This window comes from Pseudomonas sp. HS-18, assembly GCF_020401845.1.
Lineage (GTDB): Bacteria > Pseudomonadota > Gammaproteobacteria > Pseudomonadales > Pseudomonadaceae > Pseudomonas > Pseudomonas nitroreducens.
The window spans coordinates 3,170,103-3,195,471 of the sequence record NZ_CP084413.1; the positions used below are offsets into that span (position 1 = coordinate 3,170,103).

Annotated in this window: 22 protein-coding genes and 1 pseudogene; 15 read left to right on the forward strand and 8 right to left on the reverse strand. The window is 65.7% G+C overall.

Annotated elements, in window-relative coordinates; genetic code table 11:
* The first annotated feature begins 24 nt into the window (after nt 1–24).
* Nucleotides 25–954 (forward strand): carbon-nitrogen hydrolase family protein, encoded by a 930-nt coding sequence (locus tag LDJ84_RS14800; RefSeq protein ID WP_226046523.1) that lies wholly within the window; start codon nt 25–27, stop codon nt 952–954.
* 42 nt (nt 955–996) lie between these two features.
* Here LDJ84_RS14800 and LDJ84_RS14805 read toward each other — a convergent pair.
* A pseudogene (locus LDJ84_RS14805) lies at nt 997–1,207 on the reverse strand (aldo/keto reductase); the annotation flags it as partial.
* Nucleotides 1,208–1,535: 328 nt separating this feature from the next.
* Between LDJ84_RS14805 and LDJ84_RS14810 the strand changes: the two are divergent.
* Entirely contained in the window at nt 1,536–2,540 is a 1,005-nt protein-coding gene (locus LDJ84_RS14810; protein ID WP_037017645.1) for an aldo/keto reductase, read from the forward strand.
* A gap of 22 nt (nt 2,541–2,562) precedes the next feature.
* On the forward strand, nt 2,563–3,606 hold the full coding sequence (locus LDJ84_RS14815) for an NAD(P)-dependent alcohol dehydrogenase (RefSeq protein ID WP_226046524.1): 1,044 nt from the start codon (nt 2,563–2,565) through the stop codon (nt 3,604–3,606).
* A 239-nt stretch (nt 3,607–3,845) separates the two neighbouring features.
* Here LDJ84_RS14815 and LDJ84_RS14820 read toward each other — a convergent pair whose 3' ends face one another.
* Nucleotides 3,846–4,847 carry a zinc-dependent alcohol dehydrogenase family protein gene (locus LDJ84_RS14820; protein ID WP_226046525.1) on the reverse strand — a complete coding sequence of 334 codons (1,002 nt, stop codon included), beginning with the start codon at nt 4,845–4,847 and terminating at the stop codon, nt 3,846–3,848.
* A 105-nt stretch (nt 4,848–4,952) separates the two neighbouring features.
* Here LDJ84_RS14820 and LDJ84_RS14825 point away from each other — a divergent pair, with 105 nt between their 5' ends.
* Nucleotides 4,953–5,867 carry a LysR family transcriptional regulator gene (locus LDJ84_RS14825; RefSeq protein WP_226046526.1) on the forward strand — a complete coding sequence of 305 codons (915 nt, stop codon included), beginning with the start codon at nt 4,953–4,955 and terminating at the stop codon, nt 5,865–5,867.
* A 27-nt stretch (nt 5,868–5,894) separates the two neighbouring features.
* Here the strand turns inward: LDJ84_RS14825 and LDJ84_RS14830 are convergent, their stop codons facing one another.
* Together LDJ84_RS14830 and LDJ84_RS14835 are read right to left on the reverse strand one after the other, a co-directional pair.
* The gene (locus LDJ84_RS14830; protein WP_226046527.1) at nt 5,895–6,767 is read right to left on the reverse strand and encodes a hypothetical protein; all 873 of its coding nucleotides are present in this window, start codon (nt 6,765–6,767) and stop codon (nt 5,895–5,897) included.
* 395 nt (nt 6,768–7,162) lie between these two features.
* The gene (locus LDJ84_RS14835; RefSeq protein ID WP_037016558.1) at nt 7,163–8,389 is read right to left on the reverse strand and encodes an EAL domain-containing protein; all 1,227 of its coding nucleotides are present in this window, start codon (nt 8,387–8,389) and stop codon (nt 7,163–7,165) included.
* 502 nt (nt 8,390–8,891) lie between these two features.
* Between LDJ84_RS14835 and otsB the strand changes: the two genes are divergently transcribed.
* From otsB to otsA, 3 genes are read left to right on the forward strand one after another with little or no spacing between them, the layout of a single operon-like run.
* A complete protein-coding gene (gene otsB, locus LDJ84_RS14840) occupies nt 8,892–9,665 on the forward strand; it encodes a trehalose-phosphatase (protein WP_226046528.1) in 774 nt (257 codons plus the stop codon).
* A complete protein-coding gene (locus tag LDJ84_RS14845) occupies nt 9,662–11,461 on the forward strand; it encodes a glycoside hydrolase family 15 protein (protein ID WP_169887599.1) in 1,800 nt (599 codons plus the stop codon). The genes otsB and LDJ84_RS14845 overlap by 4 nt, the downstream gene beginning before the upstream one ends.
* Nucleotides 11,443–12,852 carry an alpha,alpha-trehalose-phosphate synthase (UDP-forming) gene (gene otsA, locus LDJ84_RS14850; protein WP_193452500.1) on the forward strand — a complete coding sequence of 470 codons (1,410 nt, stop codon included), beginning with the start codon at nt 11,443–11,445 and terminating at the stop codon, nt 12,850–12,852. The genes LDJ84_RS14845 and otsA overlap by 19 nt, the downstream gene beginning before the upstream one ends.
* A gap of 53 nt (nt 12,853–12,905) precedes the next feature.
* Here otsA and LDJ84_RS14855 read toward each other — a convergent pair whose 3' ends face one another.
* Entirely contained in the window at nt 12,906–13,073 is a 168-nt protein-coding gene (locus LDJ84_RS14855) for a hypothetical protein (protein ID WP_164488257.1), read from the reverse strand.
* Between the two features lie 291 nt (nt 13,074–13,364).
* Between LDJ84_RS14855 and LDJ84_RS14860 the strand changes: the two genes are divergently transcribed.
* Nucleotides 13,365–13,574 carry a cold-shock protein gene (locus LDJ84_RS14860; protein WP_017518411.1) on the forward strand — a complete coding sequence of 70 codons (210 nt, stop codon included), beginning with the start codon at nt 13,365–13,367 and terminating at the stop codon, nt 13,572–13,574.
* A gap of 166 nt (nt 13,575–13,740) precedes the next feature.
* Here LDJ84_RS14860 and LDJ84_RS14865 read toward each other — a convergent pair whose 3' ends face one another.
* The 3 genes from LDJ84_RS14865 to LDJ84_RS14875 all read right to left on the reverse strand — a co-directional run bounded on the left by LDJ84_RS14865 (nt 13,741) and on the right by LDJ84_RS14875 (nt 17,214).
* Nucleotides 13,741–15,018 (reverse strand): MFS transporter, encoded by a 1,278-nt coding sequence (locus LDJ84_RS14865; protein ID WP_226046529.1) that lies wholly within the window; start codon nt 15,016–15,018, stop codon nt 13,741–13,743.
* A gap of 115 nt (nt 15,019–15,133) precedes the next feature.
* The gene (locus LDJ84_RS14870) at nt 15,134–16,288 is read right to left on the reverse strand and encodes an acyl-CoA dehydrogenase family protein (RefSeq protein ID WP_037014285.1); all 1,155 of its coding nucleotides are present in this window, start codon (nt 16,286–16,288) and stop codon (nt 15,134–15,136) included.
* A gap of 59 nt (nt 16,289–16,347) precedes the next feature.
* On the reverse strand, nt 16,348–17,214 hold the full coding sequence (locus LDJ84_RS14875; protein WP_064979828.1) for an IclR family transcriptional regulator: 867 nt from the start codon (nt 17,212–17,214) through the stop codon (nt 16,348–16,350).
* Between the two features lie 242 nt (nt 17,215–17,456).
* Between LDJ84_RS14875 and LDJ84_RS14880 the strand changes: the two genes are divergently transcribed.
* The 7 genes from LDJ84_RS14880 (at nt 17,457) to LDJ84_RS14910 (ending at nt 25,356) form a co-directional block, all read left to right on the forward strand.
* Entirely contained in the window at nt 17,457–18,233 is a 777-nt protein-coding gene (locus tag LDJ84_RS14880; RefSeq protein WP_226046530.1) for an enoyl-CoA hydratase, read from the forward strand.
* Nucleotides 18,230–19,771 carry a 3-hydroxyacyl-CoA dehydrogenase gene (locus LDJ84_RS14885; RefSeq protein ID WP_226046531.1) on the forward strand — a complete coding sequence of 514 codons (1,542 nt, stop codon included), beginning with the start codon at nt 18,230–18,232 and terminating at the stop codon, nt 19,769–19,771. The genes LDJ84_RS14880 and LDJ84_RS14885 overlap by 4 nt, the downstream gene beginning before the upstream one ends.
* Before the next feature lie 32 nt (nt 19,772–19,803).
* Nucleotides 19,804–21,006, forward strand: coding sequence for a 3-oxoadipyl-CoA thiolase (locus LDJ84_RS14890; RefSeq protein ID WP_226046532.1), 1,203 nt, complete (start codon nt 19,804–19,806; stop codon nt 21,004–21,006).
* Nucleotides 21,007–21,026: 20 nt separating this feature from the next.
* Entirely contained in the window at nt 21,027–22,259 is a 1,233-nt protein-coding gene (locus LDJ84_RS14895) for a CaiB/BaiF CoA transferase family protein (RefSeq protein WP_023102393.1), read from the forward strand.
* Between the two features lie 73 nt (nt 22,260–22,332).
* Nucleotides 22,333–23,082 carry an electron transfer flavoprotein subunit beta/FixA family protein gene (locus LDJ84_RS14900; protein ID WP_226046533.1) on the forward strand — a complete coding sequence of 250 codons (750 nt, stop codon included), beginning with the start codon at nt 22,333–22,335 and terminating at the stop codon, nt 23,080–23,082.
* Nucleotides 23,082–24,026 carry an electron transfer flavoprotein subunit alpha/FixB family protein gene (locus LDJ84_RS14905; protein WP_024762443.1) on the forward strand — a complete coding sequence of 315 codons (945 nt, stop codon included), beginning with the start codon at nt 23,082–23,084 and terminating at the stop codon, nt 24,024–24,026. The genes LDJ84_RS14900 and LDJ84_RS14905 overlap by 1 nt, the downstream gene beginning before the upstream one ends.
* Before the next feature lie 79 nt (nt 24,027–24,105).
* On the forward strand, nt 24,106–25,356 hold the full coding sequence (locus LDJ84_RS14910) for an OprD family porin (protein ID WP_024762444.1): 1,251 nt from the start codon (nt 24,106–24,108) through the stop codon (nt 25,354–25,356).
* Nucleotides 25,357–25,369: the final 13 nt, after the last annotated feature.

Below are 25,369 nucleotides of genomic sequence, written 5' to 3' on the forward strand. Positions count from 1 at the left end.
TATCACCCGCAGTCAGGAGTCCCCATGACCCGTGTAGCAATCATCCAGGCCGCCGCCGTTCCCTACGAGCCGATGGCCAGCGTCGAGAAGGCCGGCGGCATCCTGCGCCGCGTGGCGGAGCAGGGCGCCAGGCTGGCGGTCTTTCCCGAGGCATACATCGGCGGCTATCCCAAGGGCGCCAGCTTCGGCAGCGTGATCGGCAACCGCAGCGGCGCCGGGCGCGAGTTGTACCAGCGCTACGTCGAAGGCGCCGTGGCGCTGGACGGCCCCGAGCTGGCCGCGCTGGCCGAGTTCGTCGAACAGACCGGCGTGATCACCGTGGTCGGCATCATCGAGCGCTTCGGCCGCACCCTGTATTGCACCGCCGTTACTTTGGCGCCGGGGCGTGGGATCGCCGGCTACCACCGCAAGCTCATGCCGACGGGCCAGGAGCGGCTGGTGTGGGGCTTCGGCGACGGTTCGACGATCGAGCCGGTGAACAGCGAGATCGGCGTGCTGGGCAGCGTGATCTGCTGGGAGAACTACATGCCGGCGCTGCGCCAGGCCATGTACGCCCAGGGCGTGGAGCTGTATTGCGCACCGACCGCCGATGATCGGCCGTCCTGGGCCAGTTCCATGCAGCACATTGCCCTTGAGGGGCGGGTGTTCGTGCTCTCCGCGTGCCAGGCGATCCGCCTGGGCGAGTATCCGCAGCAGCACCGCGAGGCGTTCGGCCTGGACTTCAAGGAAGACGATTACGTGATGCGTGGCGGCAGCATGATCGTCAGCCCGCTGGGCGAGGTGCTGGCCGGGCCGGTGTTCGACTGCGAGACGGAGCTCTATGCCGACCTCGACATGGGCCAGCTCAACCAGGGCAACCTCGATTTCGACGTGTACGGCCACTACGCGCGGCCGGACGTGTTCGAGCTGAAGGTGAATACCGCGCCCTTGCGCCCGGTCACTTTCGAGGGTTGATCGCCAATGCCCGGTGCCATCCGGCACCGGGCTTTCCCTGCCTCAGCGACCCACCCGTTGCTGCAGATGTGCCGGATGGTGCTCGCCGACGCTCTCGATCTGCCGCAGCGCGGCTTCGATGGCAGCCAGGTCGGTGGAGTCCAGTTCCAGCGTTGCCGCGCCGAAGTTTTCCTCCAGGCGATGCCTTGGTGGTGCCGGGAACCGGCACGATCCAGAGATGCCGCGCCAACGGCCAGGCAATGGCGATCTGCGCGCGCATCACGAGCAGGAAGGACAGAATTGCCCTGCGAAACGTCTGGAATGGGCTTTACTCAAGGACTTTCAACATGATTGGACGGCGGCACGCCGGGCCATTCATGAGAGTCCTTCATGATTCCAAACGCGTTTCCCCCCCTTATATCGATGGCGCGCGTCAACCTACTGCATTTCCACCCGGCCAAGGCGCTGGACAATGGCCTGGCCCGCGAGGAGCTGATCCATCACTCACCCGGCATCCTATTCCGGCGGGCTTTCGACCTCTACCGCAGAGGGCTTTGCCCGCCCAGTGTTTGCCGAGCGCGATGCCGCCTGAGGAGTACTGCATGGAATACCGTTACCTGGGCCGCAGCGCCCTGAAAGTCTCGCCCCTGTGCCTGGGCGCCATGATGTTCGGCGGCGAGACCGACGAGCCGACCTCGCGGCGCATTATCGACAAGGCCCGGGAGCAGGGCGTCAACTTCATCGATACCGCCGACGTCTACCACAAGGGCCGTTCCGAAGAGGTGGTCGGCCGCGCGGTCGCCGCCCGCCGGGATGACTGGGTGATCGCCAGCAAGTTCGGCAATGCCCTGGGCGATGGCCCGAACCAGCGCGGCCAGTCGCGCAAGTGGATCTACCAGTCGGTGGAGGACAGCCTGCGCCGCCTGGGCACCGACTACCTGGACATCCTCTACTTCCATCGCACCGACGTCGCCGCGCCGCTGGAAGAGGGCCTGCGCGCGGTGGGCGAGCTGATCCGCCAGGGCAAGGTGCGCTACTACGGCCTGTCCAACTTCCGCGGCTGGCGCATCGCCGAGGTGGTGCGCCTGGCCGACCAGTTGGGGATGGATCGGCCGATCTGCAGCGAGCCGCTGTACAACCTGGTGGACCGCACCGCCGAGGTCGAGCAGCTGCCGGTCGCCGGCCACTTCGGCATCGGCGTGGTGCCCTACAGCCCATTGGCCCGCGGCATACTTACCGGCAAGTACCGGCCCGGCGCCGAACCGCCAGTGGACTCCCGCGTTGGCCGTGGCGATAAACGCATTCACCAGACCGAATGGCGTCCCGAATCCCTGCAGATCGCCCAGCGCATCGCCGAGCACGCGGTGGCCCGCGGTACCACGCCGGCCGCGTTCGCCCTGGCCTGGGTGCTGAACAACCCGTTGGTCAGCTCGATCATCGCCGGCCCGCGTACCGAGGCGCACTGGGACGGCTACCTGCCGGCACTGGACCTGCAACTGACCGCCGAAGACGAGGCCCTGGTGGACAGCCTGGTGCCGCCCGGCCACGCCTCCACTCCCGGCTACAGCGATCCTGCCTATCCCGTGGAAGGCCGCCCGGCCCGTTGAATCACCTTGAGGAGCAATGCCGATGAAGACCCTTGGATATGCTGCGCAGAACCCGCAGGACCCGCTCGCTCCCTTCACTTTCGAACGCCGCTCGCTGCGCGACAATGACGTGGCGATGGACGTCCTCTACTGCGGCGTCTGCCACTCCGACCTGCACCAGGCGCGCAACGACTGGGGCTTCAGCCGCTACCCGATGGTGCCGGGCCACGAGATCGTCGGCCGGGTCAGCGCCGTCGGCTCGAAGGTCACCCGCTACCGGGTCGGCGACGCCGTGGCGGTGGGCTGCATGGTGGATTCCTGTCAGGTGTGCGATCAGTGCCGCAAGGGCGAGGAACAGCTGTGCCGCGAAGGCAACACCCAAACCTACAACGACCGTGACCGCGTGACCCGCGAGGCGACCCAGGGCGGCTACTCCAAGCAGCTTGTGGTGCGCGAGGAATTTGTCCTGCGCGTGCCGGACGGCCTGGACCTCAGCAGGGCCGCGCCGTTGCTGTGTGCCGGTATCACCACCTATTCGCCGCTGCGCACCTGGCGCGTCGGGCCGGGCAGTCGTGTCGGCGTGGTCGGTCTCGGCGGGCTGGGACACATGGCGGTGAAGCTGGCGGTCGGCCTGGGCGCCAGCGTCACCGTGGTCAGCCGCACCGCGGACAAGCGCCAGGATGCCCTGGAGCTGGGCGCGGATGCGCTGCTGGCGTCCTCTGACGCCGCTGCGATGAAGGCCGCCGCCAACGGCTTCGACCTGATCATCGATACCGTGCCGGTAAAGCATGACCTCAAGCCCTACCTGCCGCTGCTGGACGTGGATGGCACCCTGGTGCTGGTCGGCCAGGTCGGCCCGCTGGACGAGATCAGCACCGTACCGCTGCTGCTCGGCCGGCGGCGCATCGCCGGCTCGCCCATCGGCGGCATTGCCGAAACCCAGGAGATGCTCGATTTCTGCGCCAGGAAGAACATCCTGCCGGAGTGCGAGATGATCCGCATGGACGAGATCAATCAGGCCTACGAGCGCATGGAGCGCTCCGACGTGCGCTACCGCTTCGTCATCGATCTCGCGACGTTGGCCTGAGGCGCCGCGCCGGGCGTTTCCGGTGAGCATGTCGACGGGGAGATAGGCAGGCCGAAACATCCAGGGCGGCGCGTAGAATGTGCGGGCCGCTGTTGAGGGCCAGTTGCCCCTCGACGCGGGCCTTGCCCGTGACCGTCGTTGCTGAATCCCAGGCCGTCAGCCCGCTGTAGGCCGGTAGCCGCAGGTTCAGTCAATCATGCCCGGCGAGCGACGGCACATCGGCTGGCCGCCTGCTGCGCCTACAGCGTGACCACCACCTTGCCGAACTGCTGGTTGGATTCCAGGTAGCGGTAGGCCTCGACGATCTCGTCGAAGGCGAAGGTGCGGGCGATCACCGGGCGCAGCGAGCCATCGGCCAGGCCGGCGAGAATGTAATCCTCGGCTTCCTGCAGGCGCAGCGGATCTTCGAGTACCTCGTAGACCCGGTAGCCGCGCAGGACCAGCGAGCGACTGAGTACCTCGAAGAGGGGGAAGGGCGTGGGCTCGGGGCTCAGGCCGCCGTACTCGATGAGGATGCCGCCTTCGGCCATGGCCGCGGTCAGCGGTTCGAAGATGGGGCCGCCCACCGGGTCGAACACCACCCGTACGCCGGCCTTGCCGGAAATATCGAGCAGGCGTGAGCGCAGGTTCTCCTCCGCGCTGGCGATGACCTCGGCGGCGCCGGCCTGCAGCAGGGCTTCGCGTTTGGCCGACGTGCGGGTCACCGCAATGGGCACCGCGCCTGCGCGACGGGCGATCTGGATGGCGGCCAGGCCGACGCTGCTCGACGCGGCGGTGATGACGACGAAATCTCCCTCGCGCAGCCCGGCTACCTGGATCAGCGCGCCATAGGCGGTGAGGTACTGCATCCAGGTGGCCGCGGCGTCGCTCCAGGCCTGCCCCGGCGGGTTCTTCACCAGGCGGGCTTGCGGGACCACCAGGCGCTCGGCGTGGGTCGGGTCCTGCTGCATCGAGGTCGGCGGCAGAACACTCACCGCGTCGCCCGGCGCGAACCCGCGCACCGCGCTGCCCACCGCCTCGACCACGCCCGTGGCTTCCAGCCCTAGCCCGGAGGGGAACTGCGCGCTCTCGATGTAGCGATCAGTGCGCAGCAGCGCTTCGGCGCGGTTCAGTCCCAGGGCTTTGACCCGGATACTGACTTCGTTCACGCCGGGTTGGCGACCCTCCACCGGCTCGATGCGCAGGACCTCCGGGCCGCCGAACTGGTGGAAACGCACGGCGCGGGTCTTGATGCTTTCCATGTGATGCTCCCATACGAAATTGATTTGACGTAAAGCGACTATCAGCCATGGGATTCGCCCGATAAATGGCGTATAGAAACACTCAGCCGAAATCAGGAGTTTCGAATGGATCGTCTGACCAGCATGGAAGTCTTCGTTCGCGCGGTGGACCTCGGGTCCTTCGCTGCGGCGGCGGATGCCCTGGAAATGTCCGCGCCCATGGTGGGCAAGCATGTGCGCTTTCTCGAAGAGCGCCTGGGTGCCCACTTGCTGCTGCGCAGCACGCGCCGGCAGAGCCTGACCGAGGCCGGGCGGATCTACTACGAACGCTGTCGCGCGCTGCTGGCCGATGCCGAGGCGGCGGACATCCTTGCCACCGGTGAGGTGGCCGAGCCGCGCGGCAGGCTGCGGGTGGCCATGCCGGTGCATTTCGGCCGGCGCTGCGTGGCGCCGGTCCTGCTGGAGCTGGCGCAGCGCTACCCGCAACTGGAGCTGGACCTGCGTTTCAGCGACCGGCTGACGGACCTGGCGGAAGAGCAGATCGACCTGGCGATCCGCACCGGCGAGCCGCAGCCCAGGGATGGCATCATCGCACGCCGCATCGGCCGGCAGCGCATGGTGGTCTGCGCGGCGCCAGCGTATCTGGCGGTCCATGGACGGCCGGAAGGCATCGCCGAGCTGGCGGCTCACCGCCTGCTGGTCTACCACCGCTCCGGGCGGATCAACCCCTGGCTGTTTCCTCGCGAGGGGCAGGCGCCGGAAGAGTTCGCGCCGAGCTCCCGGTTGCGCTTCGACGACCTGGCCGCCATAGCCGATGCGGCCGCACGCGGCATGGGGCTGGCGTGGCTGCCTTACTGGCTGGTGCGGGAAGTCATCGCGCAGGGCGCGCTGGAGGAGTTGCTGCCAGGGCAGCCGGGTTTTCTCTACGACGTGCACGCGACGTGGCTGCAGACTACTCAGCTGCCGCGCAAGGTACGCCTGGCGATCGATGCGCTGGTCGACGTGATACCCGGCCTGGTCATGCCGGCGGGGCAGGAATAGGGCGGCCCTGGAGACCGCCCGGCGGCGTCATCTGCCCGGCGTGAGTTGCAGGACGCGGTCGCGGCCGCCTTCGGCGAGCAGGTAGCCGCCCTTGCCGTCCGGCACGATGGATTGCGGGGCCTTGAGGAACGACAGGATGGTGCGCGGTTCCCCCTTGCCGTCCCATAGCAGCAGGCGGGCACGGTGGGTGGCGTCTTCGCTGATCCACAGGCCGCGGGCATCGCACATCAGAAAGGTCGGCTGGTTCAGGCCCGAGAGCAGGATGGGGTCCTTGCCGTCATCGCTGAACTGGTGCACCACACCTTTCTTCTTCTCGGTGTAGAGCAGTTTGCCGTCGGTGCAGCGGGTGACGGATTCGGTCTCCTGCAGCTTGTCGCGCAGCACGGTCAGCTCGCCGTCGCTCCAGCGGTAGCGCAGCAGACGGCCATCCTCGCGGCGGTCCTCGATGGCGTAGAGATTCTCGCCGTCGTCCCACAGGCCCTGTACCGACTGGCCCATGAACAGGTCGGTGATCTTGCCATCCTTGAGCAGTTGCACCGGCCTGCCGTTGGACTCCTGGCTGAACACCCAGCCGCCCTGCGCGGCGATCATGCCGTCAGGCTTGGATAGCCCGTCGACCATGATCCGGCGCTGGCCATCGGCGGCGATGCGCAGGATGTTGCCCTTGTCCTTCTTCAGCTCCTGGCTGACCAGCAGGCCGCCATCGGCAAGCGGCACCAGGGATGCGGCCTTCTGCACGTTCTGGTGCAGAACCGCGACGGACCAGCCATTGGCTGCCTGCACAGGGTAGAAGTCCTGCCAGGCGAAGAAGGCCAGGGCGGCGGCGATGACGAAACTGGTACCGGTCAGCGCCAGGCGGAATAGCGGGCGACGGGACGGGCGCGCGGAGGTCTGGGACATGTATCGGCTGCCAATACAGAGGTGGGCGACACTGGGGCGTTCCTTGTGGTTTTGTGCCTTCCTGGCGTCCAGTGTGCGGGCCGGCATGGTAACCAGACAGTTCATCGGCGGGCTAGGGCGAAAGGCAGTGATGCTCGTCACGCCGTTGAAGATGCGGACACAGAAGCAATTGTGGTCCGGCCGGCCCTATTGGGACGAATGTGCCGCGAATGGGTGGCTATCGCTGGGGTAATTGCGGCTGTTTGCCGCGTTTGTGGCTATTTGCCGGCCATGCGGGAGAACTGGGAAGACGGCTTGATGGCCAATGGCCTACAATTCCTCCGTCCTTTGCTGAGGACAATCCAGACGGCTGTTGCGGACAGGAAGTCCGCAACAGCCGTTTTCTTTTCTGCGCTTCACTGCGCCGGACGCATCGCCGGCACCGCTTCCAGCTTCTGCAGCCGCAGCGGCGCGCCGCGCAGGAAGGTGCTGATCTGGCTGGCATCCATCGGCTTGCCGAACAGATGGCCCTGCGCACAATCGCATTCCAGCTGCTGCAACTGGCGAAGCTGGACGGCGTTCTCGACGCCCTCGGCGATTACCTTCAGCCCCAGTTCGCGGCCCAGCGCCAGCGCATTGCGCAGTACGATCAGGCGGCGCGGGTCGCCATTGTTCACATCGGCGACCAGGTGGCGGTCGAGTTTCATCTCGGTGAAGGGCAGCTCCATCAGGCGCTGCAGGGTGGAGTGTCCGCAACCGAAGTCATCGATGGCCAGGCCGCAACCCAGCAGGCGCAGGCGCAGCACGTTCTCCAGGCTCAGCGGCGGAGCATGCAGTGGCGAGGATTCGGTCAGCTCGAAGGTGATCCGCTGGGGCTCGATGTCCAGCCCGCGCAGATTCCTCTCGACGGTGGCGGCAAAGTCGATCTGGGCGATCTGCTCGGCTTCCAGGTTGAAGGACAGCTTCAGCTCGTTGCTGCCCTGTGCGCGCAGCGCTTCGACGGCCTGGGTCATCAGCTCGAAGAGCATGCCATCGAGCTTGCCAGCGCGGCGCAGGGAGGGCAGGAATTCAGCGGGCAGCAGGACGGCGCCGTCTTCCAGCTGCCAGCGCGCGAGCACTTCGAATCCATAGACCTGGGCAGTAGCGACATTGACCTTGGGTTGCAGGTAGGCGCGCAATTTTCCCCGCGCCGGCAGGCCTGATGGTTCGCCATCGTCCGTCGTGCCGTTCTCCGCCAGCGGCAGGCCGAGCTGGCCACTGCCTGGCTGGAAGTCGCTGAGCAACGCCCGCAGGCGCTCCAGAGTGGCGGCGTCGTTGCCCAGCCAGAAGACCTTCATGCCCTGCAATTGCAGGAGGTGCGAGAGGGCGCTCCAGGTGCCAGGGGCCATTTCCCCGCTGACCACCACGCCATGGGCCAGTCGCTCGCGGGCAACCGTCTGAAGGAATTCCAGACGGGCCACCGGATCGATGCGCACATCGCAGATCAGCAGGTGGACGCCCCCTTGGCTGCGCAGCCGATCCAGTGCGAATGCGTTGCTGGAAACTTCGGACAGGAAGCTGTAGCCCAGATGATGCAGAGCGGTAACGGCGGTCGAACGGTGCAGGCCGGAAGCCTGGAGTACCAGCGCAGAGAGCGGAGGCATGGATTTTTCTCATGGAAGATTGGCCCTGTGCATTCTCACGAACGTCGCCATCGATGTGAGGCGGAGGATTCCAGTTCTTCTGTCAGGGAAATCTCATCGGAACTGCTACCGGTTTGTCAGCTCCTTTCATGGTCCTCGCGGAAGAGGTTCGCTGCCACGTTCGCCGGGCGTTGTCATGCAGCACCGACTTCGAGGGGGCGAATGCCCGCTGGCACATCCTCGTCTCCCGATCATCGAGGCCAGCCTCTGACCGAGTCCGCCCAGCAGCTTCGGCAAGGCCGGCCGCGATTGGATGTGGCGCAGGTGCCGCCAGTTCTGGCCTGAGCCTTCCCGACAGGGACTTCAGGGGAAAATCCGAGGTCGACCCTCGTGGCCTCCCATGTTAGGGTCCCTGTGCTCCCTTTCACGTCCGCACCGGCTGCCCACGGCTGCGCGGCACGCCCTGAACAAGGAGAAATGGCTCATGTCACGTCCCGCATCGAGAGGACCTGTCGACACGGCCATGGCCCCGCAAAGCGAGGCCTCAGCCACTGCGCTGCTGAACCTGTGGCTCAGCCGACCTCAGCAGACCGCAGTGTTCCTGGATGTCGACGGAACCCTTCTGGACATCGCCGAATCACCCGGCGCGGTCGTCGTACCGCCCGGGCTGCTCGATGCACTCACGCACCTGCAGCGCCGACTCGATGGTGCCCTGGCCCTGATCAGCGGCCGCCCGGTCGAAGAACTCGACCGGCTCTTCCAACCCCTGCGCCTCGCCGCCAGCGGCGGTCATGGCGCCCACTGGCGCGAGAGCGGCGACAGCCCGTTGCGTCGTACCACCAGGGACCTGCCCGCCAGCGTGCGAGTGCAATTGAACGCCCTGGCGAACCGGCATGTCGGAATCCATGTCGAGGACAAGGGCAGCAGCTTTGCACTGCACTACCGCTCCGTACCCTCGCTGGCCACCGATCTGCGCGTCGAGTTGCAGTCGTTGTTGCGCTCGCCGGCAGGTAGCGGATTGCGGCTGCTCAATGGCAAGCAGGTTTACGAAGTCGTCAGCGAGGGCGTCGACAAGGCTCGCGCCGTCCAGCGGCTGCTGGAAGTGCCGGGCTTCGCCGGGCGCCTGCCGCTGTACATCGGCGACGACGTCACCGACGAGCCCGCCATCGCGCTGATGCCGACGCTGGCCGGCCTCGGGCTTTCCGTCGGGCGCGCGTTGCCCGGCGCCAGCGCCGTATTCAGCGATGCGCAGCAAGTCCGTCACGCACTGATGCAAGCAGGAGGAACCCCCACATGACGAACCGGCACGAAGGTGCTCTGGAAGTGGGCCTGATCGGCAACTGCCGGGTGGCCGCCCTGGTCAACCCGCAGGCGCGGCTGGTCTGGTGGTGCTACCCGAATTTCGACAGCGACCCGGTCTTTTCCCGGCTGCTGGCCGGGGACGACGAAAAGGGTTTCGCCGATGTGGTGCTGGATAATCAGGTCAGCAGCACGTCCGATTACCAGCGCAACACGGCGATCATCACCACCGTGCTGCGCGATGACAGCGGTGGTGCGGTACGCATTACCGATTTCGCCCCACGCTTCCTCGAGCACGGCCACGTCTATCGCCCGGCACAGCTGTGCCGGCTGATCGAACCCATCGAAGGCGTGCCGAAAGTCACCCTGCGCGTGCGTCCGACCCACGGCTACGGCAAGCCCAGCCAGGGCGTCACAGGCTCCAGCCATATCCGCTACCTGGAGGGCGAAGAGCCGCTGCGCCTGACCACCGATGCACCGCTGGCCTACATCCAGCACGAAACACCGTTCGCCCTGCGTCACCCGGTGAGCCTGGTGATCGGCCTCGACGAGCCGCTGGACAATGCTCCCGGCGAAGTCGTCCGCGACTACCTCAAGCGCACCCAGAACCACTGGCATGACTGGGTACGTGGCCTGGCGATCTGCTTCGAGTGGCAGGCCGTGGTGATCCGCTCGGCGATCACCCTGAAACTGTGCAACTTCGAGGACACCGGCGCGATCATCGCGGCCGCCACCACCTCCATCCCGGAGGCACCGGACTCCCAGCGCAACTGGGACTACCGCTACTGCTGGCTGCGCGACGCCTACTTCGTGATCCTCGCCCTCAACCGCCTGGGCGCGACGCGGACCATGGAGGGCTACATCGACTTCATCACCACCGTGGCCAGCGGCAACGCCGAACTCAAGCCGCTGTACGGGATCATTCCCAACCAGGACACCACCGAACGCGTCGAGCCGGACCTTGCCGGTTTCCTCAATCACGCGCCAGTGCGTGTCGGCAACCAGGCGGTGGAGCAGAACCAGCATGACGTGTTCGGCTCGGTTGCCCTGGCGGTCCTGCAGAGCTTCGTCGACGAGCGCCTGCCCAATCCGAGCAGCGAGGGCATGCTGCAACTGCTGGAAAACCTCGCCGCCAAGGCCGTGCACGCCGCCTTCGAGCCGGATGCCGGCATCTGGGAGTACCGCGGCCGCCAGCGCGTCCATACGCATTCCGCGCTGCTCTGCTGGGTCGCCTGCGACCGTGTCGGGCGCATCGCCAGGCGCCTGGGCCGCAGCGAGGAAGCCGGTGGCTGGATGGACAAGGCGGCCAACCTGCGCGAACAGGTCCTCGCCAAGGCCTGGAGCGAGACGAAACAGTGCTTCACCGGCGCCTTCGGCCACGATGACCTCGACGCCAGCGTGCTGCTGATGAACGAGCTGGGGATCATCGAAGCCGACGATCCGCGCTTTGTCGCGACCGTCGAGTGCATCGGCCGCGAGCTCAACGTCAACGGCCAGATGCTGCGCTACGCCGCGGCGGACGATTTCGGCGTGCCGGAAACCGCCTTCCTCGTGGTGAAGTTCTGGTACCTCGACGCGCTGGCCGCCATCGGCCGTACCGAGGAGGCACGCCAGTTGTTCGAACAGCTCATCGCCGCGCGCAACCGCTACGGGCTGCTCTCCGAAGACCTGCACCCGCATACCGGCGAACTCTGGGGGAACATTCCACAGACCTATTCCATGGCGGGGCTGATCAACTCGGCCATGCGTCTTTCCATGGGCTGGGAGGAAGGCCTATGCCGCGCCTCGTGGTGATATCCAACCGGGTCGCGATCCCCGATGAGAACGGCCCGGCGCCGGGCGGGCTGGCCGTGGCGGTGGAGGCCGCCATGCGCAACCGCGAGGGCATCTGGTTCGGTTGGAGCGGCGAGAAGGCCGAGGAGCCGGGCCCGGCGACCGTGGTCCAGCGCGACAACCTGCAGTACATCCTCACCGACCTGCATCCGCAGGATTTCGACGAGTACTACAACGGCTTCGCCAATCGCGTGCTCTGGCCGATCCTGCATTACCGGGTGGACCTCGCCGAGTTCAACGAGGCCGAATTCGGCGGTTATCAGCGCGTCAACGAATTCTTCGCCGAACGGCTGAGCCCGCTGCTGGAGGAGGACGACGTCCTCTGGGTCCACGACTACCACCTGATCCCCCTGGCCTCGGCCCTGAGGCAGCGCGGGCACGGCAACCGCATCGGCTTCTTCCTGCACATCCCGATGCCGCCGGCCGACCTCATCACCGCGTTGCCGCACCACGACGAACTGCTCCGCGCGCTCACCGAATACAACCTGATCGGCTTCCAGACCGAGAACGACGCCAGCAACTTCGCCCGTTACCTCACGCGCGTGGTCGGCGCGGCGACCCCCGATGGCCGGCGCTACCACCTGGAGGACCAGCATTTTCGCGTCGGCGTGTTCCCGGTGGGCGTGGATGCCGCCGGTTTCCGCCACCTCGCCGAGGAAGCATCGCAGAGCCAGGCCGCCGAAGACCTGCGCGAGAGCCTGGGCGGTCGTGCGCTGATGGTGGGGGTGGATCGGCTCGACTATTCCAAGGGCATCGTCAACCGGCTGGACGGCTACGAGCGCTTCCTCGAACTCAACCCGGACTGGCACAACCGCGTGACCTGCCTGCAGATATCACCCGGCAGCCGCCAGGACATTCCCGAGTACGCCGATATCGACGCCGCCGTCAGCGCGCGGGTAGGGCATATCAACGGACGATTCGGCGCGGTGTCCTGGGTGCCGCTTCGCTATGTGGCGCGCAACCACCAGCGAGCGGACATCGCCATGGTCATGCGCCACGCGCGGATCGGCCTGGTGACGCCGCTGCGCGATGGAATGAACCTGGTGGCCAAGGAATTTGTCGCCGCCCAGGACCCGGATGATCCTGGCGTGCTGATTCTTTCCCAGTTCGCCGGCGCAGCCGCCGAACTGGGAGGCGCGCTGATCATCAATCCCCATGATCGCGGCGCCCTGGCCGATGCCATGGCGCAGGCACTGCGCATGCCGTTGAAGGAGCGCCAGGCGCGCCACCGCGACATGTACGCGGTGCTGGAAGCCAACGACATCCGTTTCTGGGGGCCCAGCTTCATCGATGCGCTGACCCGGCCGGGAAGGGCGCTGAACTGGCTGTCCAATCACTACCTGAGTCACTGACCCAAACAACAAGCCCCGCTTCGGCGGGGCTTTCTTCGAGCGGGCGCTTGCGCTCAGGCGGCTGGTTTCTTGCTGTCGGACTTCGCCCACTGCGACTTCTTCTCGACCTTCACCGCCAGTTGGCCAACGGGGATTTCCTGGATTTCACCGCCCTGGGAGAGGAAGGCAGCAATCTTTTCATCAAGCTCCGAACGTTCGCGAATCAGCTGTGAATCAGTCATGAAGTCACCTATGCGTTGGGGCGCCAAACCGGCACCGGCAGACTACACCTGTTTTGTCGAAAGCGCCGCGTTAGCTCGACCATTTGTCAAAATCACCACTGGTCGTGAAAAAAAGCTATGAATTAGCGCCAAACCTTGTATTCTGCATGGGCTGCCTGCCCAGTAACGAGTTCCGCGACTTGATGTTCTTCTACAAGATGCTCCATCTCCTCGGCACCTCTTCACTACGCATTCAGCTCATCGCCGGTCGGCTTTCGGCCGGCCTTTAGCATTTTTTTAGGAGACAACATCATGTCCGATCGTCAAAATGGCATCGTCAAGTGGTTCAACGCTGAGAAGGGCTTCGGCTTCATCACCCCGGAAAGCGGCCCGGACGTATTCGTTCACTTCCGCCAGATCGAAGGCAACGGCTACAAGTCCCTCGACGAAGGCCAGAAGGTCAGCTTCGTTGTGACTGCCGGCCAGAAAGGCCCGCAAGCTGAACAAGTTCGCGCTGTCTAATCGACATCGCTGACGAAGAAAGCCCCGCTTAGGCGGGGCTTTTTTTTTGCCTGTTCGATTTGCTCCGTGCCATTCGACAGCGCAATAAAAAACGCCCGGTGCAGTGCACCGGGCGTTTTTGTTTTGAAGGGGGTGAGCCAGCCGAAGCGGGCTCACTGGTTCCCGATCATTCCTGTTGCGGGTCGAACTGCTTGTCGCGGATCAGCAGGGCGGGGATCACCCCGCAGATGAAGTAGGCCGCGCCCATCACCAGGAAGCCCACGCCGATGGACATCTGCGTGGCGAGGAAGCCGATCACCGCCGGCGCAATGGCCGCGCCGATGCGACCGATGTTGTAGGCGCCGCCCACGGCCGTACCGCGGAACGCCGCAGCGAAGCTTTCGGTCATGTAGGTCGCGTTCACGCCATACGGAATACCGTAGAGGAAGCCGAACACCACCAGCATCCACAGAATGTTCTCGGGGCTGTGGAACAGCACGATCACCGGCAGGAACACCGCGGTGCCCAGGGCGCCGAAGGAGAATACGGTGCGGCGGCCGAACCAGTCGGCGGCGACGCCGGCCAGTACCTTGCCGAGGATCATCGCGGCATAGGTGCCGACCAGGTAGGCGGTCATGGCCTTGAAGTTCATGCCCATCTCGGTTTCCAGGTACGACGGCATCCAGTTGTTCACGCCGTAGTAGCCGAACTGCAGGAAGCCGGCGGTCAGCGCCCAGAACAGGAACATGCGGCTGGCCTTCGGGTCGGCGAAGATCTGGCGGAAGGCGTTCTGCCGTGAAGCGGCAACCGTTCCGGCAGGAGCGTCGGCCTTGCGCTGCTGGCGTTCGGCCTGCGCCTGGACCCAGGCGGCAGGCTCGGGAATCAGCTTGCGCATGGCGATGGCCAGTACCACCGGGATGATGGCGATATAGAACAGGTAGCGCCAACCGTGGTCCGGCAGGATCCAGCCGGCCAGCAGGGTGGCGACGATGTAGCCGACCGACCAGCCTGCCTGCAGGGTGCCCAGCACGGTGGTGCGGTATTTGGTGGGCACGTACTCGGCCATCAGCGTATTGCAGGCCACGTAAAGGGCGCCGAGGCCGAGCGACGCGACGAAGCGTGCCGCGGCGAACTGCCAGTAGTTGTGGGTCAGACCAAGGACAGCGGTGCCGACGGAGAACAGCACAATGGTCCAAACCACCGTCTTGACCCGGCCGAAGCGATCGCACGCCCAGCCGCCGTAGATTCCACCGAAGGCCATGCCGGCCAGGGTGACGCTGCCCAGGCTGCCGGCCTGGAGGTTGCTCAGGCCGAACTCGGCCTTGAGGCTGGTGAGGCTGTAGGAGAGCAGCATCAGGTCCGCGCCATCGATCAGCAGGCCGATGAAGCAGAAGGCGAAGACGAGCACCCAGGTCTTGTCCTGGGTGGCGGCGGTTGCCGCCGGAGCGGAAGCAGTGTTTTCCATGAACGAATTACCTGTTGTAGTTGTTGGCGGACCGGCGTGCCGGTCCTCGGTAAGCGTGTGGCAGGTGCTTTGGGGTTGGCAGGCGCGGGGGCGTGGCCCCGCGCCGCCTGAGGGGTCAGGCCTGGGCTTCGCGGATCATGTTGCGGGCGATGATCACCTGCTGGATCTGCGTGGTGCCCTCGTAGAGCCGGAACAGGCGGACGTCGCGGTAGAACCGCTCGATGGCGTACTCGCTGACGTAGCCGGCGCCGCCGTGGATCTGCACGCAGCGATCGGCAACGCGGCCGCACATCTCGGTGGCGAACATCTTGGCGCAGGAGGCCTCGGTGCTGACGTTGCGGCCCTCGTCGCGCTTGCGCGCGGCGTCCAGCACCATGCAGCGGGCGGCGTAGATCTCGGCCTTGCTGTCGGCGAGCATCGCCTGGATCAGCTGGAACTCGGCAATCGGCTGGCCGAACTGCTTGCGCTCCAGGGCGTACTGCAACGCATCGGCGAGCATGCGCTCGGCGGCGCCGACGCTCAGCGCGGCGATGTGCAGGCGGCCCTTGTCGAGCACCTTCATGGCGGTCTTGAAGCCGACGCCCTCGACGCCGCCGATCAGCTGGCCGGCCGGGATGCGCACGTTGTCGAAGATCACGTCGCTGGTGTGCGCGCCTTTCTGGCCCATCTTGTGGTCCGGCTTGCCGAGGGAAATGCCCGGCGTGCCGCGCTCGACGATGAACGCGCTGATGCCGCCGGAACCCTTGACCGCCGGGTTGGTGCGGGCCATCACGGTATAGATGCCGGCGTGCGGGGCGTTGGTGATGAAGCGCTTGGTGCCGTTGAGCACGTAGAAGTCGCCATCGCGCACGGCGGTGGTCTTCAGCGAGGCGGCGTCGGAGCCCGAGTCCGGCTCGGTCAGGCAGAAGGCGCTGAGCAGTTCGCCGCTGGCGAGCTTGGGCAGGTAGTGGGCTTTCTGTTCCGGCGTGCCGTCGATCAGGATGCCGATGGAGCCGATGCCGTTGTTGGTGCCGATGTAGGAGCGGAAGGCGGGGGAGGTGCGGCCGAGTTCGAAGGTGATGTTCACCTCTTCTTCCATGGTCACGCCCAGGCCGCCGAACTCTTCGGGGATGGTCAGGCCAAACAGGCCCATCTCGCGCATCTGCTGGATGATGTCCTGCGGGATCGCGTCGGTTTCGGCAACCTCGTTTTCCCGCGGGATCAGCACTTCGCCGACGAACTGGTGGATGGAGTCCAGAAGTATCTGCAGCGTTTCTGGGTCTCGGATCATGTGCACTCCTCACAAGGCCCGCGAGCGGGCCAGTCTGGCGAGGCACCGTCACCCGAGATTCAGCGAGCGGCGGCACCTATGTTGTTGACCATGTTGATCAGGCGGGGCCCGATGTCGTCCTCGAGCTTCTCGCGGGTCAGCTGGAAGCTCGGTCCGCCGCAGTTGAAGGCCAGCAGGCCGTACTGCGGGTGTACCAAGGGCACGGCGACGGAGTTGACGTCGCGGTGCCATTCACCGATCGACAGGCAGTAGCCGTAGTCGGTGTAGTCCCTGAAGGCGCGGTCCAGACCCTTGCGGATGGCCGGCCAGTTGTCCGGTTCGCGTTCGCGAACGTGGTCGAGCAGGAATTCCCGTTCGTTTTCCGGCATCGCCGCGAGGCACGCGCGGCCTACCGAACTCACCGCCAGCGGCAGGTAACTGCCGATCTGCCGGCGCATCGTCATGTTTCCCTGTCCCTGGACCACGTCCAGGTAGACCATCTGCAGGCGGTCGCGGGCGGCCATGGCCACCGCCGCCTGGGCGTGGTTGGCCAGTTCCTCCATCAGCGGATGGGCCACCGCGCGGATCGACAGGTTCGACAGCATCGCGTAGCCGAAACCCAGCACGCCGACATCCAGCTGGTACTTGCCCGAATGCACCTCGCGCTTGAGGCAACCCAGGCGCATCAGGGTGTTGGTCAGGCGCGTCACCGTCGGCTTGGGCAGGTCGGTCTTGCGGGCCAGGTCCTGGTTGCTCAGCACGTTTTCCCGTGGCGTGAAGCAACGCAGGATCTCCAGGCCGCGAGCCAGCGCCGTGACGAACTGGCCGCTGTTTTCCTCTTCGCTCAGTGCCGTGGCCGGGTCGTACAGGCCGCGTTCCAGCAGGCCGATTTCACCTTCGTTTTTCGTCGGCGCAGCCGAGTCCATCTCCGTCTTGTTGCGGCGCATGGTAGAACCCCTATTCACGGAAAATCAATAAAATAAAATTCAGTTTCGTCAGACGAAATTGTAATGGGTCTGAACTGGTTAGTACAGGCGTGCCGCTAAAAATATATCGGGCTCAGGTTTTAAAGGGCTTTCAAGGCTATTTGGCTCAGCACCGTTTACAGCGCCGATCCAGGATCACTATGATGAAATCGAAATACGGAATGTGGTTTCGTCAGACGAAACAAAGTGAGGTCACAGCTTTCATGAGTACCAGCGTGGTTCATCTCGATATCCAGGCCAACGGCGTGGCGGTTGTCCGCATCGACCGCCCGGAAGCCAAAAACGCCCTCAATGCTGCGGTGCGCCAGCAACTGGCCGAGCACTTCCGCGCCCTGAGCGATAACCCTGAGGTTCGCGCGGTGGTGCTGACCGGGGGAGAGGAGTGCTTCGTCGCCGGCGCTGACATCCGTGAATTCGCCCAGGCCAGCCCCATCGAGATGTACCGTCGCCACATCGAACTGCTGTGGGAAGCGATTTCCCGTTGCCCCAAGCCGGTGATCGCTGCGGTAAACGGTTTTGCCCTGGGCGGCGGCTGCGAGCTGGCAATGCACTGCGACATCATCGTCGCCGGCGAGTCGGCACGCTTTGGTCAGCCGGAAGTGAAACTCGGCCTGATGCCCGGCGCCGGCGGCACCCAGCGGTTGATCCGTGCCGTGGGCAAGTTCCAGGCAATGCGCATCGCCCTGACCGGCTGCCTGCTCAAGGCGCCCGAAGCCCTGGCCATCGGCATGCTCAGTGAAGTGGTGGAAGACTCGCGCACGCTGCCCCGCGCGCTGGAACTGGCCGCTGAGATCGCCGCGCTGCCGCCGCTGGCCGTGGCACAGATCAAGGAAGTGATGCTCGCCGGTGCCGATCTGCCGCTGGACAGTGCGTTGACGCTTGAGCGCAAGGCCTTCCAGTTGCTGTTCGACTCGAAAGACCAGAAAGAGGGCGCCGCCGCCTTCCTCGAAAAACGCAAAGCCAGTTTCCTGGGGGAATGAGCATGACCCTTTCTTTCGGTATTGAACGTATGGCCATCGTCGGTACGGGAGTCATGGGCAGCGGTATCGCCCAGATCGCCGCCCAGGCCGGCATCCAGGTGAAACTCTTCGATGCCCGTGACGGTGCGGCCCAAGCCGCGCGTGAAAACCTCGGTCGCACCCTCGCCAAGCTGGCGGAGAAGGGCAAGATCACTTCTGCCGAAGCCGACGCCACCCTGGCTCGTTTGCTGGTTGCCGGTTCCCTGGGCGAGCTGGCCGATTCTGATCTGGTGGTGGAGGCGATCATCGAGCGTCTCGATGCCAAGCAGGCGCTGCTGGCCGATCTGGAAGCCGTGGTTAGCGCCGACTGCATCCTCGCCACCAACACCTCGTCGCTGTCGGTCACCAGCATCGCCCGTGGTTGCCAGCATCCGGAGCGGGTGGCGGGCTTCCACTTCTTCAACCCGGTGCCGCTGATGAAGGTGGTCGAGGTGATCGACGGCCTGGCCAGCGACCCGCTGGTCGGCGACAGACTGGTGGCGCTGGCCGCGCGCATGGGCCATCGCGGCATCCGCGCCAAGGACACCCCCGGCTTCATCATCAACCACGCCGGCCGGGCCTATAGCACCGAAGCCCTGCAGATGCTCAAGGAAGCCATCGCCGAACCGGCCGATATCGACCGCATCCTGCGCGAAGGCCTGGGCTTCCGCATGGGGCCGCTGGAGCTGTTCGACCTCACCGCGTTGGACGTTTCCCACCCGGTGATCGAGTCCATCTACAACCAGTTCTACCAGGAACCGCGTTATCGCCCGGCGGCGCTGACCCGGCAGATGCTCGAGGCCGGCTTCGTCGGTCGCAAGGTCGGCCGCGGCTTCTATCGCTATGCAGACGGTAAGATGATCGACCCGCCGGCGCCGCAACCGGTGCCGAGCGTGGCCGCGCTGCCGCCGGTGTGGATCGGTGCGGAGAACGACCAGGACCGCGAGTTGCTCGGCGAACTGCTGAAGAAACTCGGTGCGACCCTGGAGCAGGGCGGCCACCCCAGTAGCGAGGCGCTGTGCCTGCTCGCCCCTTATGGTGTGGACGCAACCACGGCCTGCCAGAACTTCGGCACCGACCCGGCACGCACCGTCTGCATCGACCTGCTGCTGGACCTGCAGCGCCACCGCTGCCTGATGCAGAACCCGGCGACTGCCCCGGCCATGCGCGATGCCGCCCATGCGCTGCTGGCGGCGGACGGTGCAGGTGTCACGCTCATCAATGACAGCGTCGGCTTCGTCGCCCAGCGCGTACTGGCGCTGATCGTCAACCTGGCCGGCGATATCGTCCAGCAGCGCATCGCCAGCGTCGACGACCTCGACGAAGGCGTGCGCCGTGGCCTGGGCTACCCGCAAGGTCCGCTGGCCTGGGGCGACAGCGTCGGCCCGGCGCGCCTGCTGACCATTCTCGAACGCATGACCGACCTGACCGGCGATGCCCGCTACCGCCCCGGTCCGTGGCTGCGCCGCCGCGCTGCGCTGGGACTGTCGCTGCGCCACGCCGAGCCTGCGCTGGGCTGAAGCCCGGCGCCTACCGATTCAAGGAGATACCGATGCTCAATGCTTATATCTACGCCGGCCTGCGCACGCCCTTCGGTCGCCATGGTGGCGCCCTGGCGCCGGTGCGCCCGGACGATCTGATCGCCCAGGTGATCCGCGAGCTGCTGGCCAGCGCCAAGGTGCCGGGCGAAGCCATCGAGGACGTGATCCTCGGCAACACCAACCAGGCCGGTGAAGACAGCCGCAACATCGCCCGCCATGCCGCACTGCTCGCCGGCCTGCCGGTGACCGTGCCGGGCCAGACGGTGAACCGCCTGTGCGCCAGTGGTCTGGCGGCGGTAATCGATGCAGCGCGCGCCGTGACCTGTGGTGAAGGCGCGCTGTTCGTCGCTGGCGGTGTGGAAAGCATGTCCCGCGCGCCCTTCGTCATGGCCAAGGCCGAGGCGGCGTACAGCCGTGACCTGACAGTATTCGACAGCACCATCGGTGCGCGCTTCCCCAACCCGAAGATCGTTGCCGGGTTCGGCAACGACAGCATGCCGGAGACTGGCGACAACGTAGCCCGCGAATTCGGCATCAGCCGCGAGCAGGCCGACCGCTTCGCTGCCCGTTCCCAGGCCAACTTTGAAGCCGCCCGCCAGGCCGGTTTCTTCGCCGGGGAAATCCTTCCGGTCAGCGTGCCGACCGGGCGCAAGACGCCGCCGAATGTGGTCGAGCAGGACGAGCATCCGCGTCCGTCTTCCGATGAATCCGCGTTGGCGCGCCTCAAGCCGCTGTCCGAGGGCGGGGTGGTCACCGCGGGCAACGCTTCCGGCGTCAACGACGGCGCTGCCGCATTGCTGATCGGCTCGGCAGAGGCGGGCGAACGCCACGGCCTCAAGCCGCTGGCGCGGATTCTTTCGGCGGCGGCGGTCGGCGTCGAGCCGCGCATCATGGGTGTCGGCCCGGTCGAGGCGATCAACAAGGCGCTGGCCCGCGCCAACCTGACCCTGGACGACATGGACATCATCGAGATCAACGAGGCTTTCGCTTCCCAGGTGCTCGGTTGCCTGCACGGTCTGGGTGTCGACTTCGACGATGTGCGGGTCAACCCCAATGGCGGCGCCATCGCCGTCGGCCACCCGCTGGGCGCCTCCGGCGCGCGGCTGGCGCTGAGCGTGGCGCGCCAACTGCAGCGCAGCGGTCAACGCTATGCGGTGATCAGCCTGTGCATCGGCGTGGGCCAGGGGCTCGCCATGGTTATCGAGCGCGCCTGAGCGCCAGAGAGGAATTGAAGATGGGTGCTTTGAGCGGATACCGCGTACTCGACCTCAGCCGCGTGCTGGCCGGGCCCTGGTGCGGCCAGGTGCTGGCCGACCTGGGCGCGGAAGTGATCAAGATCGAACGGCCCGGCGTGGGGGACGACACCCGCGGCTGGGGCCCGCCCTACATGAAAGCCGCCGACGGCTCGGACAGCTCCGAGGCGGCGTACTACCAGTCCACCAACCGCAACAAGCTGTCGGTGGCGCTGAACCTGGCCACCGAAGAAGGGCAGGCGCTGGTGCGCGCCCTGGCCTGCGAGTGCGACGTGCTGATCGAGAACTACAAGGCCGGTTCGCTGGCCAAGTACGGGCTTGACTACGAGAGCCTGTCGAAAGTGAATCCGCGCCTGGTCTACTGCTCCATCACCGGTTTCGGCCAGACCGGCCCGCGCGCCGAGGAGCCCGGCTACGACTTCATCATCCAGGGCATGGGCGGCTTGATGAGCATCACCGGCGAGAAGGACGGCGTGCCCGGCGCGGGCCCGCAGAAAGTCGGTGTCGCCGTATCCGACGTGATGACCGGCCTGTACTCGGTGGTCGCCATCCAGGCCGCGCTGCTGGCCCGCGAGAAGACCGGCCGCGGCCAGCACTGCGACATGGCGCTGCTGGACGTGCAGGTCGCCATGCTCGGCAACCAGAGCCAGAACTACCTCGCCACCGGGCGCTCGCCGGGCCGCCAGGGCAATGCCCACGTCAACATCGTGCCGTACCAGGTGTTCAGCGCGAAGGACATGGACTTCATCATCGCCTGCGGCAACGACAGCCAGTTCGTCTCTCTGTGCGACGCCATCGGCCTGCCGGAATTGCCGAAAGACCCGCGCTTCACCCGCAATGCCGACCGCGTGCGCAACCGCGACATCATCGTCGGCAAGCTCGCCGAGCACTTCCAGGGCGACACCGCCGATAACTGGGTGAAACGCATCCACGCGATGAAGGTGCCGGTCGGCGTGATCAACGACATCGGCCGCGCGCTGGACGAGCCGCAGGTGGTCGCCCGCGACATGCTGGTGGAGATTCCCCACGCGCAGAACCCGGCGTTCCGCATGGTCGGCAGCCCGCTGAAATTGTCCGAGACGCCGGTGGAATACCAGCGCCCGGCGCCCATGCTCGGCGAGCACACCGACGAGGTGCTCAAGCGCCGCCTGGGGATCGATGACGCACGCCTGGCGCAGTTGAAGGCCGAGGGTGTGATCGAGCAGTTGGGATAATCCTGAGGCCTTCACCCGAACCACCCCCAACCGCAGCGCCGATACAAACCGGCGTCAGCCAAGGAAACAACTGATGAAAGTACTGGTCGCGGTAAAACGCGTGGTTGATTACAACGTCAAGGTCCGCGTCAAGGCGGACAACTCCGGCGTCGATCTCGCCAACGTCAAGATGTCCATGAACCCCTTCTGCGAAATCGCCGTGGAAGAGGCCGTACGCCTGAAAGAGAAGGGCGTCGCCAGCGAGATCGTGGTGGTCTCGGTCGGCCCGAGTGGCGCGCAGGAACAATTGCGCACTGCTCTGGCGCTGGGTGCCGACCGTGCGGTGCTGGTCGAGAGCAACGAAGAACTGAACTCCCTGGCTGTCGCCAAGGCCCTTAAAGCTCTGGTCGACAAAGAGCAGCCGCAGCTGGTCATCCTCGGCAAGCAGGCCATCGACAGCGACAACAACCAGACCGGCCAGATGCTGGCCGCGCTGACCGGCTACGCGCAAGGCACCTTCGCCTCCAGGGTCGAAGTCGCTGGCGACAAGGTCAACGTCACCCGTGAAATCGATGGCGGCCTGCAGACCGTTGCCCTGAACCTGCCGGCCATCGTCACCACCGACCTGCGCCTGAACGAGCCGCGCTACGCGTCGCTGCCCAACATCATGAAGGCGAAGAAGAAGCCGCTGGAATTCCTCCCCCCTGACGCGCTGGGTGTCTCCACGGCCTCGACCGTGAAGACTCTCAAGGTCGAAGCGCCTGCCGCGCGCAGCGCCGGCATCAAGGTGAAATCGGTGGCCGAACTGGTCGAGAAACTGAAGAACGAAGCGAAGGTGATCTGATGACTGTGCTGGTTGTTGCAGAACATTCGAATGGCGCACTGGGCGCTGCCACTCTGAACACCGTTGCTGCCGCGCAGAAGATCGGCGGCGATATCGCCGTCCTGGTCGCAGGCCATAACGTCGGTGGCGTGGCTGAAGCCGCTGCCAGGATCGCTGGTGTTGCCAAGGTGCTGGTCACCGACAACGCCGCCTACGCTCACCAGCTGCCGGAGAACGTAGCTCCGCTGATCGCCGCTCTTGTGAACGGAGAGGGGGGCAAGGGCTACAGCCACGTGCTGGCCGCCGCCACCACCAACGGCAAGAACTTCCTGCCGCGCGTTGCCGCCCTGCTGGATGTCGACCAGATCTCCGAGATCATCGAAGTCGTCAGCGCCGATACCTTCAAGCGCCCGATCTACGCTGGTAACGCCATCGCTACCGTGCAGTCCTCGGCCGCCGTCAAGGTCATCACCGTGCGTGGCACCGGCTTCGACGCCGTTGCTGCCGAAGGTGGCTCCGCCGCTGTTGAAGCCGTTTCCGGCCCGGCCGATGCCGGCAAGTCCGCCTTCGTTGGCGAAGAACTGGCCAAGTCCGACCGTCCGGAACTGACCGCTGCCAAGATCGTCGTATCCGGCGGCCGCGGCATGGGCAATGGCGACAACTTCAGCATTCTTTATTCCCTGGCCGACAAGCTGGGCGCTGCCGTCGGCGCTTCCCGCGCCGCCGTCGACGCCGGCTTCGTGCCGAACGACATGCAGGTCGGCCAGACCGGCAAGATCGTCGCTCCGCAGCTGTACGTGGCCGTCGGCATTTCCGGCGCCATCCAGCACCTGGCGGGCATGAAGGATTCGAAAGTGATCGTGGCGATCAACAAGGACGAAGAGGCACCGATCTTCCAGGTCGCCGACTACGGCCTGGTCGCCGACCTGTTCGAAGCCGTACCGGAGCTGGAAAAGACCCTCTGATCCTGCTCATTCCCCTGGCCGGGCCAGCTGTCATCGGCCCGGCGTTTTGCCAACACCCCAGTAGAAAGAAACAAGAACAATGAAAAATCGTCGTACCCCTGTGCTGGTCTCCGGACTGGCGCTGCTGCCCTCGTTCGCCCATGCGGATTTCCTGGCCGACAGCAAGGCCAGCATCGAAGCACGCAACTTCTACTTCAACCGCGACTACCGCCAGAGCGGTGCCGCGCAGTCCAAGTCCGAAGAGTGGGCCCAGGGCTTCCTGCTGCGCTACGAGTCGGGCTACACCGAGGGCACCGTCGGCGTGGGCGTCGATGCCCTCGGCCTGCTGGGCCTGAAACTGGATTCCAGCCCGGACCGTTCCGGCTCCGGCCTGCTGCCGTACTCGGCCAGCGACAAGCGCGCCGCCGACGACTACAGCGACCTCGGCCTGACCGCCAAGCTGCGCGTGTCCAAGAGCACGCTGAAGGTCGGCACGCTGCTGCCCAAACTGCCGGTGGTGCAGTACAACGACACCCGCCTGCTGCCGCAGACCTTCCAGGGCGCGCTGGTGGAGTCGAAGGAACTCGACGACCTCGACCTGCAACTCGGCCAGCTGCGCGAGGTGAAGCAGCGCGATTCGTCCAACAACGAAGACCTGTCGATGACCCGCGGCAACAAGCGCAACATCGTCGCCGGCAGCCACCTCACCAGCGACCGCTTCAACATCGCCGGCGGCACCTATCGCTGGAACAGCCAGCTGAGCACCAGCTACCACTATGCCAACCTAGAAGACCTCTATCGTCAGCACTACGTGAGCCTGGTGCACACGCTGCCGATTGCCGAGGGCCAATCGCTGAAGTCCGACATCCGCTGGGCACGTTCCACCGACGATGGCGGCAGCAACGTCGACAACCGCGCGCTCAACGCCATGTTCACCTACAAGCTGGGCAACCAGGCGTTCGGCCTGGGCCTGCAGCGCATGTCCGGCGACACCGGCTTCGCCTACCTGTCGGGCACCGATCCGTACCTGGTCAACTACGTGCAGATCGGCGACTTCGCCAACAAGGACGAACGCTCCTGGCAGCTGCGCTACGACTTCAACTTCGCCTCCTACGGGCTGCCCGGCCTGAGCCTGATGACCCGCTACCTGCGCGGCGACAACATCGACCTGCTGAACGGCCAGGGCAACGGCAAGGAATGGGAGCGCGACACCGACGTCGGCTACCTCGTGCAGAGCGGCCCGCTGAAGAACGTCGGCTTCAAGCTGCGCAACAGCACCTTCCGCAGCAGCTTCGGCAATGACATGGACGAGACTCGCTTCATCGTCAGCTACACCTTGCCGATCTGGTAACGCGCCAGGCAGC

Bases quoted from the DNA above. Each gene is read 5' to 3' on its own strand.
- otsB (WP_226046528.1), top strand. From the start codon at position 8,892: ATGGCCCCGCAAAGCGAGGCCTCAGCCACTGCGCTGCTGAACCTGTGG.
- LDJ84_RS14885 (WP_226046531.1), top strand. From the start codon at position 18,230: ATGAGCATGACCCTTTCTTTCGGTATTGAACGTATGGCCATCGTCGGT.
- LDJ84_RS14800 (WP_226046523.1), top strand. From the start codon at position 25: ATGACCCGTGTAGCAATCATCCAGGCCGCCGCCGTTCCCTACGAGCCG.
- LDJ84_RS14865 (WP_226046529.1), bottom strand. From the start codon at position 15,018: ATGGAAAACACTGCTTCCGCTCCGGCGGCAACCGCCGCCACCCAGGAC.
- LDJ84_RS14825 (WP_226046526.1), top strand. From the start codon at position 4,953: ATGGATCGTCTGACCAGCATGGAAGTCTTCGTTCGCGCGGTGGACCTC.
- LDJ84_RS14890 (WP_226046532.1), top strand. From the start codon at position 19,804: ATGCTCAATGCTTATATCTACGCCGGCCTGCGCACGCCCTTCGGTCGC.
- LDJ84_RS14810 (WP_037017645.1), top strand. From the start codon at position 1,536: ATGGAATACCGTTACCTGGGCCGCAGCGCCCTGAAAGTCTCGCCCCTG.
- LDJ84_RS14895 (WP_023102393.1), top strand. From the start codon at position 21,027: ATGGGTGCTTTGAGCGGATACCGCGTACTCGACCTCAGCCGCGTGCTG.
- LDJ84_RS14875 (WP_064979828.1), bottom strand. From the start codon at position 17,214: ATGCGCCGCAACAAGACGGAGATGGACTCGGCTGCGCCGACGAAAAAC.
- LDJ84_RS14815 (WP_226046524.1), top strand. From the start codon at position 2,563: ATGAAGACCCTTGGATATGCTGCGCAGAACCCGCAGGACCCGCTCGCT.
- LDJ84_RS14870 (WP_037014285.1), bottom strand. From the start codon at position 16,288: ATGATCCGAGACCCAGAAACGCTGCAGATACTTCTGGACTCCATCCAC.
- LDJ84_RS14820 (WP_226046525.1), bottom strand. From the start codon at position 4,847: ATGGAAAGCATCAAGACCCGCGCCGTGCGTTTCCACCAGTTCGGCGGC.
- LDJ84_RS14855 (WP_164488257.1), bottom strand. From the start codon at position 13,073: ATGACTGATTCACAGCTGATTCGCGAACGTTCGGAGCTTGATGAAAAG.
- LDJ84_RS14845 (WP_169887599.1), top strand. From the start codon at position 9,662: ATGACGAACCGGCACGAAGGTGCTCTGGAAGTGGGCCTGATCGGCAAC.
- LDJ84_RS14900 (WP_226046533.1), top strand. From the start codon at position 22,333: ATGAAAGTACTGGTCGCGGTAAAACGCGTGGTTGATTACAACGTCAAG.
- LDJ84_RS14910 (WP_024762444.1), top strand. From the start codon at position 24,106: ATGAAAAATCGTCGTACCCCTGTGCTGGTCTCCGGACTGGCGCTGCTG.
- otsA (WP_193452500.1), top strand. From the start codon at position 11,443: ATGCCGCGCCTCGTGGTGATATCCAACCGGGTCGCGATCCCCGATGAG.
- LDJ84_RS14835 (WP_037016558.1), bottom strand. From the start codon at position 8,389: ATGCCTCCGCTCTCTGCGCTGGTACTCCAGGCTTCCGGCCTGCACCGT.
- LDJ84_RS14860 (WP_017518411.1), top strand. From the start codon at position 13,365: ATGTCCGATCGTCAAAATGGCATCGTCAAGTGGTTCAACGCTGAGAAG.
- LDJ84_RS14905 (WP_024762443.1), top strand. From the start codon at position 23,082: ATGACTGTGCTGGTTGTTGCAGAACATTCGAATGGCGCACTGGGCGCT.
- LDJ84_RS14880 (WP_226046530.1), top strand. From the start codon at position 17,457: ATGAGTACCAGCGTGGTTCATCTCGATATCCAGGCCAACGGCGTGGCG.
- LDJ84_RS14830 (WP_226046527.1), bottom strand. From the start codon at position 6,767: ATGTCCCAGACCTCCGCGCGCCCGTCCCGTCGCCCGCTATTCCGCCTG.